An 18548-nucleotide genomic window follows, 5' to 3' on the forward strand; every position below is an offset into this window, starting at 1 on the left:
TATTAAAGAACAGCACATGAAAACAACAAAACAGAAAGCATCTTGCCCACTTATAGAAATTGATTTCATCTTTTTAGTGCTCTTATTTTGGCGCGTTAATCGTAAGACTGCACTGTTTTTACCCAATAGAGAGAGGTGTTCGTGATTTAATATTGACGTCGTTTAATAACTGCTTCCGCCAACTTATTAAGTGCTATTTTGGTATCTTCCCAAGAAATGCAGGCATCAGTAATACTTTGCCCATAGATTAGTGGCTTGTGTGTTTCTAGTATTTGTTTACCTTCTATTAAATTGCTTTCAATCATGACTCCAAATAAATAAAAGCTTCCCCGGCGTATTTGGTCACAAAGTGATTCAACTACTTCTATTTGTTTTTTATGATCTTTATTACTATTTCCGTGACTGCAGTCAACCATCGTACTTGGAGGTAGGTGGATGGCTTTTAATTTTGTAATCGTCTTTTCAATGGACTGAGAGTCGTAATTTGGACCTTGAATTGAACCGCGAAGAATTACGTGACTGTTAGGATTGCCTTTGGTTGAGATGATGGCAGCAATACCTTGTTTAGAAACGCCAAGAAAATGATGAGGATGGCGGGCTGCTAAAGCCGCATCGACTGCAACTTGCATATTGCCTGTGGTACCGTTCTTAAATCCGATAGGCATGGAAAGACCTGAGGCAAGTTCCCGATGGATCTGACTTTCCGTGGTACGAGCACCGATAGCTGCCCAAGAGATGAGATCTGCAATATATTGAGGAATAATCGTGTCTAAGAATTCGCTGCCTGTTGGAACGCCGATTTGGTTGATTTCTAACAATAAACACCGAGCGATTCTTAGCCCTTGATTGATGCTAAAACTGCCATCCAGGACTGGGTCGTTAATTAGTCCTTTCCAACCAATAGTAGTTCGGGGCTTTTCAAAATAAACACGCATAATAATGCATAGCTCGTTGGCATATTGGTTTACACAGGCCTTTAATCTATAAGCATACTCTATAGCAGCTTTTGGGTCGTGAATCGAGCATGGTCCAACCACAACTAGTAATCGATCATCTTTTCCTTGAATGATTGCTTGCGCAAGACTTCTAGTATTGTAAATTAAATTAGCTATTTTATAGCTAAGCGGTAATTCTTTGATTAAAAAGATAGGTGGAACAAGGGGACGTACGGATTTTATTCTCAAATTATCTGTCTTTTGCATGCTTTTGAGCCTTTCAGGTCTGATCAAAGTATTATGACGGATTTGGCTAAATGAAAACAGTGTAATGGATATACTAGCATTTTTAGTGTTTAGAAAAATAGAATGAAAGTTATGATAGTTTTTATCGTGTTTCATAATACATGCATTAATAACTACCAGATAATTGATCAATATTTTTAATTTTAACTAATTAAAACTAACTAAAATAACTAACTTAAATCAGCGAGTGCAATTAACTCTAGAAATCTCGGCGGTAAAATTTAAAATTTTAAGAAGATAATATACTAACTAAATTTTATCACTTAACGTGCGAAAAAAATCTGAAAAAGTACTAAAGCATAAGAGCTACTACTGCTACTTTAATATATAAAGTATCTCGATTTACAAATCAATAGTAGTCCTAATCTATAAGTATCTTATTACATCTGAAAATTTCTTAAATACCACTGAACATAGAACTATGCATTTCATAAAATTAAAATATTCACAAAAATATCTCTGTAGTTATAATTCTATAATCATTGGTATGCTGTACATTTCCATCAATTAAAATTTAATTACTTTAGCAAGGATTTAAATGAAAGACATCACTAAAATACACGCGCGTCGCCAAACATTGCAATAATTTCAAATTTCAAGAGAATGCGTCTGATTGCTAAATCGGTCAGGTAATTATAAAGTATTAATTACCGGAAGTCATCGTCTTGAATTATCAATAAAACTTATGCAGAGACACGTCAAAAAATACTCATAACTCCAATATTGATGATTATCCATCAAAGTTATCCCAATCAGTGACGAAAACTTGTTTCCCCTATTTCCATCGATATTCTTAGTAAGTATCTCTTATGCTGTTCTAATTCTTTTCGAAAAGTAGCGTTCTTAACAAGAATCATAATCGTAGAATAATACACGTTATAATATTATTGTAAACTCTGGAAAAATTTAATGTTTCTTGCATAACATAAAAGTTCCAAGCATGATAATAGATCAGTATCATTTTCTTACGTTAAATCTTAAAATATCATTTATTTTATGGTTTGTTCTTTGTAAGATATAGATTTCATGTAATCGAATCAGAAACGGAAAGCTATCAAATTCCACTAACCGCCATGAAATAAACTTATAACAAAATTGTTTTCTATGCAATATTTTATATTGGATCTGCAGTACTTATAGTGTTTACATTCTAAAAATTATCAAAATAGTTATTGGAAAGGATAAAATAATTAATATTCTCAATATCTCTGTAGTTATCGCGTAAAGGTTACATCTTAATATTAAATGAATTTCAGTCTCGATTTGTTAGTTGCTATCTTAATATCTTTAGGACAGATGCCTTGCATATTTGACGAAGTTTATATAGATTTATCTAGAGATGATTATTACAGAGCACCGTATAATTCTCTTTCTTTCTTAAGCTGCTGTGGATAATTTCGCACTAATTACGTGAGGATAAAGAACCACATCACCTCGATAAATAGAGGATCATCTCATGCTAGTCTAGTTATTTAATCTACGATATCAGTATAGTCAAATCTTCTTCTGACCTAGTAGCACTTTAAAAAATTTAATACTTATATACTTAATACTTTAATTAAAGTAATTACATTATAATCATTAATAATCATTTCTACTCTACATAATTTAAATTTTTGAAAATAAACTATGCGGGATAAGTTTTTAGATGTTTTCTTTCAACAGTTTTTAAACTTCTTGCAAATAAGGTTCCTTTTTAAGAAAATTAAACGTGAATTTTCGCATATATTCGTGCTATGCATGTATTCATTGGCCAACATAAAACATCATGACATGAAAACCTTTATATGTTTTTGCCAAAATCCACCTAAAAATTGGATTGGTACTCGAAAACTACCACATTTTGTTAAGAAAGAAGGGAGACGCCTTCCTAATCTATATTATTAGGCGCCCTTTTGTATCTGTTATTTCTAAAATTCGTCATTGAAAAGGAGAACAACCAAAGTTAGAAAATTTTGCATTATCTCAAGGCTCTTTAAAAGAATTATTTGCTATTTTAAGCAGTTTTTATAATTATTTATTACAGGAAGAATATGTTCATGTTAATTCTATGGCTCTCTTATCCGACAAAAAAGCAAGTTTATTCGTAAATTTCAGGGGCAAACAAAAATTAGGCGTCTATCGAAACTACCATGGCAATATGTAGTTAAACCGCAAAAAATCTAGCTTGTTTAAATTCCGGTGTTCATGAACGCACTCTCTTTATTATTTCTGTACTTTATTCAATGCACTTACGAATCTCAGAACTCGCAGCCAACCCTCGTTGGATACCAACGATGAATCATTTTTTTTCGAGATAGTAATGATAATTGGTGGTTTATACAACTATAGGTAAAGAAAATAAACGACATCAAATCGCTGTTAGCGAAGCTATGTTAGACGCATTAAAGCGATGTCGCAAATATCTCAATTTATCACCCATTCCCTCTTCAGCTGATCATGCTCCGCTATTATCACGCATAAAAGGTAAAGTCTATATTCGCGCTGCGGTACTAATCATATTCATAAAATTATCCAATATTGTTTTGATCAGTCAATTGGGCAATTAAAACAAGATGGTTTCCTGGAGAAATCAGGAACGCTAACTGAAGCTACCGTTTACTGACTGAGACACATTGGTATTTCTGACGACGTAAAGATCCGCCCTCGCGAATATGTCCGTGAAGACGCTGGGCATAACTCAAGTGCGATCACAGATAAATACATTGATATTGAACTTTCAAGAACGCCATGATACTGCCAAAAAGTAACCCATCGTTCAATCCACATGCTGACGTCGCGGGATTTGAAGCGCTAATAAAAAGCCAATAAAGGCAATAAGTGCAGCCAGATACATCCCCCTACTGAAAGCAAATGTATAAGCATATACCGCAACGGTGTGAACAGCATCCATCTCCTGAGGAGACAAATGAGCAACAGCTTGTCTCGAAGAAGCTGTACCCGCTAAAATACCATTAATCTGAGAACTCTGAATCTGTGCTAACAAGCCCGTTGCATGAGAAAGCCAACCAGAAATTTTTGTCTGATTAACATGGGAAATAACTGACCCAATAATAGCAAGTCCAATGGAACTCCCTAATTGCCGAGAGGCTCTCAAAATACCAGAACCTAGACCTCGCTGATGAGCTTCTATTGCAGTTACTCCTGTCATCATCGAATTTGAAACCACTAATGGTGTAGCAAAGCCTAATAAAAGAAAGCCTGGAAACATATAAACATAATTATGAGTCCAAGAAGTAATTCCCACCCATAGCATACTGGCAACAACAAATGCAGCTCCAAAACTAATTAATAGACGGGGCCCAAAACGATCGTCAAGATAACTGGAGAAAGGACTTCCTAAAATAATTGGTAAAGTAACAGGAAGAACCAAAAGTCCCACCATTCCTGGAGAAAACCCTATTACATTTTGTAGAAAAATCATCCAAAAAATAAAAGAAATAAATGTTGCTCGCATGATGATTAACATCATAACTATCGTCGCAAAAAGCCGATTCCTAAAAATATTCAACTCAACTAGGGGATGTTTTAAACGTTGTTCTACTATGATAAAAGCCATCACTGATAGTAAACTAATTGCCAAGAGAGTCCAAATTAACGGTGAGGTCCATCCAAAATCAAACACCTCCATTAACGCTAAGATAAAACAAGCTACACACATAGCAAGTAAAATAAAACCTAGCCAATCAATTGAAATTATTTGTGTGCGTTTTTCTTTCGAAACAAATTTCAGCATTAATATGATACTAAGTAAAGCTACAGGAAGATTAATTCCAAACACCCAACGCCAGCTTAAAAATTCAGTTAATGCACCACCCAATAATGGCCCTATGGAAAGCGCTATAGAAGCAAGACCGATATAAATACCTGTTGCTCTGCTATGCTCTTCTTTAGGAAATGCATTGATAACAATTACACCCGTTGTAGGAATCATAAAAGCACCACCGATGCCTTGAATAACCCGACTAACAATAATCCACGTGCCAGATTCCGCTACTACGCAGGCAAGGGATGCTAAAACAAAAACAATTGTTCCTACTAAAAAAGTATAACGATATCCAAATAAATCCCCTAGTTTCCCTCCAAAGATTACAACTGTCGAAAGACTTAAGAGATAACCATTAATCATCCAATGTAGTATCTGATTGCTCGTATTAAGATCCCGTTGTATTTGTGGTAGAGCAATAGAAACTGCGGTTTGATCGATAAAAACCAATGATAAAGCCGTCGCCATTGTAACTAAAATCCACCACTTGCGATTATAATCAGTTTTCATAAATAGAGAGTATACTTTAGAACATTATTATTACAAAAATTGAGTAACATGATGATACATAATATATTGTTTTACCTGGTTGCTTTAGAATTAGCTGTTTGACTAGACAGTGTGTCTTCGGAATACAGCAGTATAGCACAATAGTTCCCTTTCAAACCATTTGGACTACAAACCACTCCGGTGGTGTATTATATCGGACGTCAATCAGTAAGATCGTAGCATTAGCATGCTTTACTCAAGTTTTCCTTAAAATCTTAATTTTTTAGCTTAAAAATAATTTATTACTTACAACAATTTCCTTCCACATTGGTAAAAATATGTAGATCTAAGGCAATACAGGGGCTGTTCGTTTAATCAGCCTTATTTACAATTCAGCTATCGCGCCAACAACAGCAATACTCCTTAGGAACAAGATTCTATCACAGTGGTATCAATGATATAATTATTTAGCATTCCATCAGTATTATGTAAAGTTATATATTAAGGTTCCATAGTATATGTTAGAGTTCTATCAAGAGGGATCATATGCGAAACCGCACTTATCCTAAAGGTATAAATAAACTAAAGGCATAGTAAAACACTACATTTGTTTTAACCTAGTAAATAAAAATAAAGGTATCAAGAAAAAGAAAAATTGATCTAAATCTGGTGGTTTAATTGCGGAATATTCTAAATCAGATTCTAGTAGACTGTTGCGTGAATCAAAAAAAATAGCGAAAAATAGATAGACAACGTGAAGGGACAAGTTAAAAAAATGAAAAAATACATCAGACTCTAAATCATACTCTGATAGAAAAACACCTAGAAAACAAATGCCTTTTAATCATTAATTACTTCTCTACTTTTATTCTTCCCCATCAATGTGATACATTGAGCTTGCACTCTCCTTTTCGGGTTAGCAGGGTTTATTATGAGTATTTGGAAGACTGCATTAAATCTCACAAAAGCGGCTGAACGCAGCAAGAACACAATGGTTACTTATTTAGGTATCGAATTTACAGAGATTGGGGATGACTATATTCGAGCACGGATGCCCGTGGATCATCGTACTTATCAAGCTATTGGCATTATGCATGGTGGCGCTTCTTGCGTATTAGCGGAAACAGTGGGTAGTATCGCCGGTAATTTTTGTATTGATCCAAACGAATTTTATTGCGTGGGTTTAGAGATCAATACCAACCATATTCGCTCTATATGTTCAGGTTATGTAATCGGTACAGCAAAACCTTTTCATTTAGGAAGAAGTACGCAAGTATGGGGCATTGAAATTCTAGATGAGAAAGATCGTCTCATTTCAGTTTCACGTTTAACTCTCGCTATATTAAAAAAACAAAACTACAGGAGTGGTCATGAATAAACAAAAAACAGGGGGACTTGCTGGCGTTGTGGTTGGGCAATCTGCTATCTGTACAGTTGGTCAAAAAGGTGTCGGTCTCCATTACCGCGGTTATTCGATTGAAGATCTAACTGAAAACGCATGTTTTGAAGAGGTTGCTTATTTATTAATCTATGGCAGATTACCTAATCAGCAAGAATTGAATGACTATCGTCATATTTTGGTTTGTTTGAGATCATTACCGAAGTCATTGAGAATTGTGCTTGAGCAAATTCCTGTTAATGTACATCCGATGGATGTCTTGCGTAGTGGTTGCAGTATCCTAGGATGCTTAGAAACAGAAACAAATACACACAACGCCATTGACATATCAAATCGTTTAATCGCGATTTTCCCCGCGATGCTTCTTTATTGGTATTTCTTTCATAAAGACAACAAGCAGATTGATACTACTTTAAAAATACCTAGTACTGCTGCTTATTTTCTACGTTTACTGCATGATAAAGAACCTGATCCGCAGCAAGCACGAATGCTTGATGTCTCCATGATTTTATATGCAGAACATGAATTTAATGCTTCTACATTTGCGGCTCGAGTAACTAGTGCAACATTATCGGATTTTTATTCCGCTATTTGTAGTGCTATTGGTACACTTCGAGGTCCTTTACATGGGGGTGCTAATGAAGAAGCCTATAAATTAATTCACCGTTTTCATAACTTGGACGAAACGGAAAAAGGTTTGAAAAAAATGTTAGCGCGAAAAGAATTGATTATGGGATTTGGACATCGTGTCTATGAAACTTTTGATCCTCGTTCCAATATCATGAAAAAATGGTCAAAAAAATTAGCTCAGCGTTCAAAAGCGAGTTATCTTTTTCCTATCTCTGAACAAATAGAAAAAATCATGTGGAATGAAAGGAAATTATTTCCTAATCTCGATTTTTATAGCGCTTCCGCCTATGCTTTTTGTGAAATACCCATGCAAATGTTCACGCCTTTATTTGCAATGTCTCGCATTGCAGGATGGACAGCCCATATATTAGAGCAACGTGCTGATAATAAACTAATTCGTCCAATTTCTGAATATATTGGCCCTGCTTCAAGGAATTTTATCTCTATTGAAGAGAGGTAACTGTGAAAATGCTGCTTGGACTTGATAAAGCTGTTCAAACATATACCGAGCAAATGGTTTGCATTAGACTGTAATGATATTTAGTGGGTGGTTGCGTGAACACATACGTCTGATATAGGTATAGATGGTATTTTGAGACTGCTTTATTCAAGTCTTTCTAAAGACGATTCAAAAAATAGAAGAAATAATCTTCACCCCATCAAATTTTAGTAATCAACGTGCACCGATTGATTTCCTTCTATCCTCTCAGTTTTTGCTAAATCAGGAACAGTCGGATTTAAGTAAACAATCTATTTAAAACAAAACATGAGCTATATATGGCCTGGCAGTAATAGATAATCAATGACTGACTATCTCAAAAAGGGTTGATTATATACAAGGGAAACATGGTATTGATTAAAATTATCTCCTTATCGATTAGGTGTCATTCATGCTCAGACGCCACCATGTAAATACCCGGTGCATTACGAAGATAACCTTTATAATCCATGCCATAACCGAATACATAGTGATTTTCAACTTCTAAACCACTAAAATCAGCATGCTTATGCCCATTTGGCAAGCGAGCTTGACATTTATCTACTAGAACAGCCGAATAAACAGCATTTGCTCCTTGATTTTGACAATATTGAACAACAGCACCTAACGTCACACCGCCATCAAGAATATCATCGACAACTACAATAGTTCGTCCTCTCATGTTACAGCTCGGTTTCATTTTCCATGCTAAACGTTTACCTTTGATATCCCCGCTATAGCGGGTTGCATGCACATAATCTACTTCGAGAGAAAAATCCAGACGTGGCAATAAATTTCCCAGCGGTACAATACCACCCACTACAACACATAAGAAAATTGGATTGGTATATCCTAATGTTCTGCTAATGTTTGTGGCCATTCTATCGAGTGCCGCTTCTACTTCTGCTTTGGAATACAAGCAAGTTGCTTTTGCAAACACTTCGCGAATATGTTCAGATGAGAGCATTATCATGCCGTCCTTATCATTCCGTCCTTTTCACGATTCCTGCAAGAAAAATATTCACTTTTTGTTGTTTCTTTTTACTAATTATATAAAGTATACCCTTCAGATGTATAAACGATTTGCTTGTGGCAAGCACACCATGTCTTAAAATTAAGACTTGGAGTTAAGACTTGGAACAATGCAACGATTTTAAAAGTATTTCTTGCTGAACAGTCTGAAAGTTTTTCCAATCGGTTTTTAGTAAAAGCATAAACCAAAATCTGGAGCGAAAAAGAGATTAATTCAAACAAATTAACAAACACAGTTGGATAGAATCAATAGAGGAATAATTATGTAAATTTCTTCCATCGCTTTGACCATTTCTGTGGAATCTTACTATTATCAAAATAACAAACGCCAAAAATGGTTACAAATGTCGATGAATTATCCGTAAAGGTGTTTGGCAATGAAATGTAAAATACCTTGGGTACAATGCGGCACTTGCTTAGGATATAAAATACATGTTAAGCACCATATAACATATTCCATATTTCTTGCAATTTCTTGATTCGAAAAGTGCATCCAATCACCAATCGGAAAAACAATCCCAACAAATTATCATCTCGTCGCAAAATACCTACGCATCCTTAGTGGAAAAATCAATTACAGAACCCCAATATCTCAAGACGTCCACAACGTCGAGTTGAAATTGTACCTCTACAATATCATTAATTACATGATCTTCTATTACACTTTCTCTCCTACCAAGCACACTGAATCCTCATTAACGTTACGTCTTATAAGGATCTAAATTTGTTGTCAGAGCATATTCTATAATAAATAACAAGTAAGATCCGCTAATCTAGCATTAAAAGCGTAACTACATAAGCAGTATACATAATCGTATTCAATTTAATAGATCGCAAACGGAAGCAAATCACATAATACTAAAATCTCTTAGTCAACCTGATCGACAAGCAAAGATTGATAGGAATCTACTGCCACACTATAAATATATTCAATAAGATACTTACCTACTACCGGAGTCCAGCATACCGTGACTTTAAAAAAATGTTTGACGATAACTCTCTGCAAGTCAATACTGCAGTGCTCTGTGATAACTCTTTCTTGCCATTACACATAACCCCTTTTAGCTAATAATAAAGAAGAAAATTGTGAATTTGAGCAATTAAAGAACTAAAGTTGCAAAGGACTTTAAGTCTAACTGAACAAGATAGTGCCTACCACAGTGGAGTATTGAAGCAATTTTTGCCTTTCCAACAAAAATCTTTTACTTTTTTACAAGAACAACGATTATTAAGATCAAAATTACTTACTCCCTATCTTTTACTGGCTTTTTAAAGAGTCCTGGAAAATGATGCACATTATCTGTTAGCATAGAGTTTTTTATTTTTGCTGATCCTTGTTTTTCCATTTCATCGATACGCAATATTCTGTGAATAGGAATATAACTTCGTTTTACCCCCTGAAATTCCACCTTCAATTTTTCCTCTGAGGGGTCAACTACTAACGAGGTAGGTTCAGTGAATATTAATTCTTCAATTTCAATAAATCCCATTAAACTTTCTTCAGAAATATATTTTGCATAAATTTCATAAGTCTTTTCTTCGTGAGAAAAAATGATCCGATAAATGCGTTCTTTTTCTTGCATTGTCACCTCAGAAATGTTGTATCTTTTCAAATAGTTAATTTCTTTCGCTGCGGACTCTTGATCAAAAATAACATTTCTTTAAGAAAACCGATCAAAACGTCGAATAATATTGTATTGTAATGATGATCGACGCATTGAAAAAAGTCTTCGTAAATAACTCGAGTTTTTGATAGAATTATAAGTATAGAGCATTTGATATGTACCAATGGAGATTTCTTGGTAATACAAATCTTCTAAGCGTAATAAATGGAAACAACAAAATATCTCCTCAATTAGTCCAGGCTTATGGTTTTCCTGTTTTTTGGTATCATTTATAAAAATACTAAGCGTGTAACCGTCTTGAGTAAAGACCTTTAGAGATCCTGATAAGTATGGCGTGAAAATTGACTTAATGTGATGATTAAGGCCAGTTACACGCCGCCATTTTCCCATTCTATATATTCTCCACTAATTGCTTTCTCTAAACTCTTATACAATGTAACTGCTATTTCTCAATCCAACTTTTACTTTGTTTAAACTAAACGTTAACAAAATTTTCAAAAGAAATAATAATCTCTTCAACTCAACCAAACCAAAATTTCAGTATTATTTCATGACTTATAATGGCGCCCTTTATAGCATACTTTTTTAGGTAATGTCATTTCACGTTTCATCATTATGCATAAGTAATAACTATTCAGTCACATCATTAATAATTACTATATTCTATGGTTACGTTATTTATAGATATATGTAAAGTTTTCCAAATAGCTTCATGTCATGTCAGGTTTCCATCCACACGGAGATATCCTCCGGTTAAGGATGAGTCTAGTGGCCAGCGTTTAATCATATTTCTCGCTAGACTCTTGTGTTAGAGAAAGATAACGACAGGTTTTTAAATTTTATTTATTAATTTTAAAGAATCGTTCCCTCTTAGATGGGGGTTAGGAGCTGGCACCTTTGGCATATATCCATCTGGTTCATTGTGTCTACTAACATGACAAGTTTTGAATTTTTTGCTCACGGTATTGGATGATGGTGCAAATGTTCACATATCCTGTCATGCTACGACGCCGATGTCTGACAATCGTTTTTTTCCTACCGCTTTGAAAAGTTTTAGGTGTTAGGGTAAACAAAACACAAAAGCACCACTCAGATTTTGCATACACTAACACAAACTAACGACGAACCAAACTTTCTCTGAAGCTAATATGATTATCAATAACATCTAATAGTAACCTTCCAATCACTTTTATTCATTAACATCTACACTGTTCTGTGCTTTAAACAAGCCTCGATAAATAAATCAATGTTCCCGTCTAGCACTGCTTGCGTATCACTCGTTTGAACACCAGTTCGCAAATCCTTTACACGAGAAGCATCTAATACATAAGATCGAATTTGACTGCCCCATGTAATATCCGATTTGGAAGCTTCAAGCACTGCTTGTTTCTCGCGTTGTTTAATCATTTCAAGCTCATACAGTTTAGCTTTAATCTGTTTCATGGCTTGAGCTTTATTTTTATGCTGCGAACGATCGTTCTGGCACTGAACTACAATACCTGTTGGTATATGTGTAATACGAACAGCTGAATCTGTTCGGTTAACGTGTTGACCACCCGCACCACTGGCTCGATAAGTATCAATTCGTAAGTCCGCGGGATTGATTTTAACGATAATATCATCGTTAATTTCAGGTGATACAAATATAGAAGTGAATGAAGTATGCCGACGATTACTTGAATCAAAAGGAGATTTTCGTACAAGACGATGAACACCTGTTTCCGTGCGTAACCATCCATAAGCATAATCGCCTTTACACTGGATCGTAGCACTTTTAATTCCTGCTACTTCACCTGCAGAAACCTCAAGTAATGTTGTCATGAACCCACGTTTATCGCTCCAACGCAAATACATTCGCAGTAACATTTCAGCCCAATCCTGTGCTTCTGTCCCGCCTGATCCAGCTTGAATATCAAGATAAGCATTACACATATCCATTTCTCCGTAAAACATGCGTTGAAACTCCATTTTTATAATGAGATTCTCAATACGGTTTATTTCGCCATTCAATTCATTAAGCAGATCAGTATCTTTTTCCTGTTCGATAAGAGCAACCATCTTAATGCCATCACTAATTACGTGCTGCAGATGATCATATCGTTGAATAAGTGTTTCTAGACTAGATCGTTCCTGACTAAGTAATTGGGCTTTCTCAGGATTTTTCCAAATAGTTATATCTTCTAATTCACGCTGGACTTCTAGAAGTCGGACCTTTTTAGATTCTAGCTCAAAAACATCTCGCAGGGCGTCAGATCGCACTTTTAAATCGCTGAGTTTTCCATTTAATACTTTGATTTCTAACATAATTCCTACAGAATCAGGCATTATCATAACACGCAATCACTTATGTACCAATGATTATTTCTTTTCTTTTTTGTAGTCGTCGATTGATTGCTACTTTTTCTTTATCAGGTAACATGTTCCACCGGTAAACTTCTTCAAAGGTGCGTCCACAACCGACACAAATTTCATCCCCCAACGCAGTAGCACTGCAGATACCAATACAAGGAGAATCAATAAGATTACGTACTCCTAAGATATTCATGCTCTCCTCATCCGTTTTTATTTTAGCGTAAATTTTCATTCTTACCAATTCAATGATTGTGCTCACTACGACAATTTTTAGAGCTACCATTCTATCATTATTATGAAAATGAAAAATGGGAGAAACCTAAAAGTATTTAGTTATTTCTTTTCTCTGTACCCTCTCTGATCAAGCCAACAAGATTCGAGAAATCAACGTCAGTCATTTTTTCTTTTTACGGGCACTGTTTCATTCATATGAATGACAAACCTTGATTGAGTTCCTTTTTAAAGCTATCCTAGTTTTCCATTTTTTAAGAAGGTCTGATCTATGTGTCAAGTATCTCACTTTATTCCTACTAGCTTAAATCGCTTTGTTCGCCTCGATGCTTTTTGTTTAATTTTTTGTAGAGAAAATCATGAATATTTCTAATTTTCAATTGATGAAAAAAAATAATGAAAAAATTAGTATGGTAACCTGTTACGATTATTGGTCTGCTTACATCATTTCTCAGAGTCATATTGATGCCATATTAGTCGGCGATAGTTTAGCAATGGTGATGTATGGTCATCCAAATACTTTACCAGCCACAGTGGAAATGATGTCGCAACATATTCGAGCAGTAGTAAAGGGAGCTTCCAATAAATTTATTATTGGCGATATGCCTTTTTGTTCTTATCGAAAAGATTTAACGACAAGTATGAATACTGTTGAAAAAATAATGCAAGCTGGTGCCCAGGCAATTAAGTTAGAAGGTGCCGATGGGAATGTAAAGTTAATTTGTCATATTGTGGAATCTGGCATTCCTGTCATGGGTCATATAGGATTAACGCCTCAATCTGTTCATGCGCTCGGTGGTTTTAGAATGCAAGGAAAGACTTATGCTGTTGCTGAAAAACTAAAAAAAGATGCTGAAACTTTGTCTAAGGTGGGTTGCTTTGCTCTGGTGCTGGAATGTATTCCAAGTGAATTAGCTAAAGTAATCACTGACGCAATTAGCATCCCTACCATTGGTATCGGAGCAGGACCTCACACTTCAGGGCAAGTGCTTGTATTACAAGATCTTCTAGGTATGAATGATCAATTCAAACCAAAATATCTTAAGAAATTTTTAAATGGTTTTGATAATATAAAAAATGCGTTAAACATGTTTGATAATGAAGTAAAAACGACCGTTTATCCTCATATTAAAATGCATTGTTATTGAGTAAAAAATGACGAAAGTAATCAATTCACTTGCTGAATGGCAGATCATTAGAAAAAAATTAGAGAAGACTATTGGCTTTGTTCCGACTATGGGCAATCTACATATCGGTCATGCCAGTTTACTGCAGCGATCAAAACAAGAAAATACAATAACTGTCCTAAGTCTATTTGTTAATCCTACTCAATTTAATGACAATAATGATTTTAAAAATTATCCACGCAGCTTAGATCGCGATATTACTATGGCAAATAATTATGGTATTGATTATGTTTTAACGCCTACCTATGAAGCGCTTTATCCCGATCGTTATGCCTATAGAATAATTAATACGATTCATCAGTCACAAGAAGCTACCTTTCGAATTGGCCATTTCGATGGTGTGTTAACAATTGTAATGAAATTATTGATTCTGATTAAACCAACGCACGCTTATTTTGGGGAAAAAGATTATCAACAACTACAATTGGTAGAAGGTTTAGTAAAGGCATTCTTTTTAAATACCAAAATCGTTCCCTGTAAAACAATTCGTAATGAATTTGGTTTACCATTAAGCTCACGAAATCATCGATTAACACCAAAAGAATTCCAATTAGCAAAATATTTTTCAGAAAATTTTCATTCTCATGCTTCATGCGATGAAATTAAGGAAGCTCTTCTGCGAAGAGGAATCGAAGTCGAATATATTGAGGATTGTGACGATCGACGTTTTGCAGCTGTTCGTATTGGTAACATTCGATTAATAGACAATTTTGTTTTACTTAAGAGATGTTGTTAAATGTTAGTTGTATAAAATTTTTATGTAAAAATCACATAAAAAGGATTTTTCTATAATTAATTAGAGCATCATTGATGCAATGATGCTGACGAAGCTAAATCTCGTTATAAATATACGAGTTTGCTGTGGTAAATCTTAGCAATAACATAATAGAGAATATCTTGAAACCTATGTATTTTAGGTAATCTGTGTGATAACGTTTTTGCTTTATAATAGTCACGTCTGCTTTATAATAGCTACACCGTTTGAAACGGTGAAATCAGTTTTTCATCTTTCACATACGTATCAACCTAGCTCAGAAAAGCTGATTCTTGTGTCAGTGATCTGTAATATGTACGTTTTTAGAAGTAAAACAATGATTTTTTCCTTCATGTAAGGCATAGGCATTCTTATATGGTATGATATATTTGATGAATTATTCTGTTGTGCTTTTACTATCATAGCATCTCAACATACCTTTCGGATAAGGTATGTGTTTTCAAATTAGTGTTACGAAACAGAATAGATCTGGATAAAACCACTCAGATTACCGTTAGTTCTGTAATTTTAGTTCTATAATTTGTCGCAATTACTTTTTAAAACTACATTATTCTTTTTAAGGCCGAAATTAATTAGAGCTGGCATAAAATTACTAATAAAATCAACAAAATTAAATTTGATATATACGCATATTGATGCAATTCATCAATTTAAAAAATTATTCACTGATTCAGTTGAAGACTGTCATCTTACAATTGCGTCTATCTTTATGGAACCATGTGATGGTTGATTTCCTCTTATTGAAGCACTAAAGAAAATACTACGAAATTAAAATCGATCACGCTTATCTGGTTAAAAAGTCGTTCAGCAAATAATTATTACCGGTAGTCAATTTAGTTTATTTAGCTCATAGAATCTCATGTCGTTAGGAAAATTGTTGATCAAATAAATCAGCTAGTTACTATCAGCTATTATCAGTACTAGTAGATTCTTATGTATATTTGAAAATAAAAATAATTTAGTTTATTTGAGATTTAAGATTACAAGGATATTTTAACATACATGTAAAACTCTTCATGATTACCCATAACTATGTAATATCATTTAAGCGCTTTAATTCTGGAAAATCTATTAATATTCGTGTAAAAATATAATAATTACAGTGCCTATAATCCCGCCTGTCACTTCACTCATATCTGAGCCTCCTATTCTAAGTTTATGTTATGTATTATGGAAGCACATTTTGATTGAGCAGAAAATATGACTGCATAAGCCATATAAGCCATTCCTTTTAATCGACTGCTATAGTTTCAGGAAAATAAAGGGAAAATCGAATCTGCAGTCCTATAGATTCTTCTTAGATTCTTCTATTCTCTCTCAAAACAAAAGATATTTTCAATTCTATTTGTGGAAGAATAAAAGAGTTTTTGTTAGGAATATGTAGGTAAAAAACAGCTGGTTAAATCAAATTTATATAAAAACTCTATATAATAATGATAAAATCAGATAATCATTTTACTACTATATTTTTTACTAAAAACTGTTGCGACAGACTGTTACTTACAAATATCTGATTAAACAATTGGTTAATCATTTTTATTATATAAAAACATGATCAGATAGCCAACACGTTTAGACTTATCGATTTGTCACTGTTCCCTGAATTACACTATAATTAGTGAGATATCTGTCATATAGACTCAAAATAAGTAGGATGCTCTTATTTATTTTTATTTGATGAAAATGTTTCTTCAAAACATGAATGTTGGTTGGTAGTCGGCACGTTAATATTTAACAGTGTTACGCGATTGTATCTTGAATCTAATTTGGATCAAGATTGTATTGAATATATTTTTTCTAAAAAATGTGAAAAGCGATAAAAAAGTGAGTTGTTAACAAAAATAGGATTATTTCTAACTTAACTTCTTCGATAGAAAAAAAGAATTTGCCTCCATTACCCGCGTTTTGCCTAAATTCTAATTTTTGATAAAAAATGTCAAAACTGTTAGGGTAGATAAATTGAAAAAATATAACAATGCTAAAAATAAATAAGCAAAATACTTACAATGTTACCGCCGTGGTAAATTTTAATTACTACCATTTTTAATGCTATAAAAATAAAACGACTTTTGTTTCCGGAATTTATTAAAACAATTAATAACTATCCGTTGTAATTGTGGAAGTCTCATAAGTTATATAGTATATAACGTCTTTTAAGAAAAAATTTAGTGATGTTCTTATAAGGATATAAAGATTATGTTAGAATCCGTTAGAGTTGGATATGTTTTTATAGATGGATGGATAAATCTCCCTACTCCTATTTTTCGAGGTTAAAGTTATTATTACTTTTGTTCTCAAAACTTCTGATGACTTTACTTCTGATGACTTTACAAAGAGTGATCTGTCATTATTGTAATCATTGCTCACATAGGGGGTGTCTATCTACTTCTGTTGTTAGTACTAGCCGATAGATTTTGGCTATAATTATTTGTGGGACGGGTTAGATAATGGTGCTTATCTTACGTGGTGTTTTATGTTCACCGAAATTTGGACACCTAATTAGCGAGTTACTAAGGATTCATTTTATCTTTAGCATTTATCTTAACCTATCTTCAAAACTTGTACATTAAATTTCTTATATTTTTGTCTTTATTAACAGTACTCTTCGCTTTATTTTTACAAACAATTTATTTGTAGTAAACATGACAATTTCATCATGCTTCTTGAATAATTACAATCAATTTTTTAGCCAATGGCTTTCATCTAATACTCTTAGTTATAATAAAGATTTATTATTTTCCGATTGCCAGAAAAAAGATTTACAAGGATACAAACGCTCATATTCATTAATACGTGTTCTTCCTATCTCATGAGATAGAAACTATTTGTATACAACATTTAATCATCGATCTGATTTAAAAGATCTTAAAGAGGATTTATGATAGAATAGCATAATAGTCAAGATAAAAATCTTAATTATGTATAAGCTATGACGAGGATTTTCATACTTACCACCGATCATCTGCGTTTTATTGTAATTTTACCTTAATAGAGTAAGGATATTTGTTTAATGATAATTTGCAGGTATATTCCTTATAAGCAAGAATACTCAATCATTGCTCAATTAAAAGATGTCATATGGAATTATATTATGAATCTAGATGTGTTATTGTTTGTATATATAGTTTTGAGATTTACTTAGTTCCTAAGAGCTTTATGTACAAATAGTCGCGAGCTACAAACAAATGACTACTATTACAGTTCGTGCTAAAGTTTCAATTATCCATAGAAATAGAAGTAGATATTTTCAATTCTATTCTTAATATAGGCTTAGTATTCATTTAATAAAAAATAAAGTAATGACATAACATAACTATCTCAGTTTCTAAAATATAGAAAGCAT

The 18548-nt window shown here is 33.6% G+C and carries 11 protein-coding genes; 5 read left to right on the forward strand and 6 right to left on the reverse strand.

Annotation, left to right across the window (positions count from 1 at the left end; translation table 11 throughout):
- Positions 1–146 precede the first annotated feature (146 nt).
- Entirely contained in the window at positions 147–1202 is a 1056-nt protein-coding gene (locus CEAn_RS02305) for a 3-deoxy-7-phosphoheptulonate synthase (protein WP_211923619.1), read from the reverse strand.
- Positions 1203–3553: 2351 nt separating this feature from the next.
- Between CEAn_RS02305 and CEAn_RS02310 the strand changes: the two genes are divergently transcribed.
- Positions 3554–3790: a hypothetical protein gene (locus CEAn_RS02310; protein WP_211923620.1), complete on the forward strand. Its 237-nt coding sequence runs from the start codon at positions 3554–3556 to the stop codon at positions 3788–3790.
- A 209-nt stretch (positions 3791–3999) separates the two neighbouring features.
- Here the strand turns inward: CEAn_RS02310 and CEAn_RS02315 are convergent, their stop codons facing one another.
- Positions 4000–5517, reverse strand: a complete 1518-nt coding sequence (locus tag CEAn_RS02315) for an MFS transporter (RefSeq protein ID WP_211923621.1) — start codon at positions 5515–5517, stop codon at positions 4000–4002.
- Positions 5518–6427: 910 nt separating this feature from the next.
- On the opposite strand from CEAn_RS02315, the gene CEAn_RS02320 reads away from it, so the two are divergent.
- Together CEAn_RS02320 and CEAn_RS02325 are read left to right on the forward strand one after the other, a co-directional pair.
- Positions 6428–6874: a hotdog fold thioesterase gene (locus tag CEAn_RS02320; protein ID WP_211923622.1), complete on the forward strand. Its 447-nt coding sequence runs from the start codon at positions 6428–6430 to the stop codon at positions 6872–6874.
- Positions 6867–7985, forward strand: a complete 1119-nt coding sequence (locus CEAn_RS02325) for a citrate/2-methylcitrate synthase (RefSeq protein ID WP_211923623.1) — start codon at positions 6867–6869, stop codon at positions 7983–7985. Before CEAn_RS02320 ends, CEAn_RS02325 begins: the two co-directional genes overlap by 8 nt.
- Positions 7986–8409: 424 nt before the next feature.
- Here the strand turns inward: CEAn_RS02325 and CEAn_RS02330 are convergent, their stop codons facing one another.
- The 4 genes from CEAn_RS02330 to CEAn_RS02345 form a co-directional block, all read right to left on the reverse strand.
- Entirely contained in the window at positions 8410–8970 is a 561-nt protein-coding gene (locus CEAn_RS02330; RefSeq protein WP_211924164.1) for a hypoxanthine-guanine phosphoribosyltransferase, read from the reverse strand.
- A 1309-nt stretch (positions 8971–10279) separates the two neighbouring features.
- Positions 10280–10618, reverse strand: a complete 339-nt coding sequence (locus tag CEAn_RS02335; RefSeq protein ID WP_211923624.1) for a DUF1820 family protein — start codon at positions 10616–10618, stop codon at positions 10280–10282.
- A gap of 1245 nt (positions 10619–11863) precedes the next feature.
- Positions 11864–12964 (reverse strand): peptide chain release factor 2, encoded by a 1101-nt coding sequence (gene prfB / locus CEAn_RS02340; protein ID WP_211923625.1) that lies wholly within the window; start codon positions 12962–12964, stop codon positions 11864–11866.
- Positions 12965–13004: 40 nt separating this feature from the next.
- Positions 13005–13295 carry a DUF1289 domain-containing protein gene (locus tag CEAn_RS02345; RefSeq protein WP_244670044.1) on the reverse strand — a complete coding sequence of 97 codons (291 nt, stop codon included), beginning with the start codon at positions 13293–13295 and terminating at the stop codon, positions 13005–13007.
- Positions 13296–13602: 307 nt separating this feature from the next.
- On the opposite strand from CEAn_RS02345, the gene panB reads away from it, so the two are divergent.
- Together panB and panC are read left to right on the forward strand one after the other, a co-directional pair.
- On the forward strand, positions 13603–14391 hold the full coding sequence (gene panB, locus CEAn_RS02350; protein ID WP_211923626.1) for a 3-methyl-2-oxobutanoate hydroxymethyltransferase: 789 nt from the start codon (positions 13603–13605) through the stop codon (positions 14389–14391).
- A gap of 7 nt (positions 14392–14398) precedes the next feature.
- Positions 14399–15166 (forward strand): pantoate--beta-alanine ligase, encoded by a 768-nt coding sequence (gene panC, locus CEAn_RS02355; protein ID WP_211923627.1) that lies wholly within the window; start codon positions 14399–14401, stop codon positions 15164–15166.
- Positions 15167–18548 lie beyond the last annotated feature (3382 nt).

The organism is Coxiella endosymbiont of Amblyomma nuttalli (genome assembly GCF_018107685.1).
Taxonomy (GTDB): domain Bacteria; phylum Pseudomonadota; class Gammaproteobacteria; order Coxiellales; family Coxiellaceae; genus Coxiella.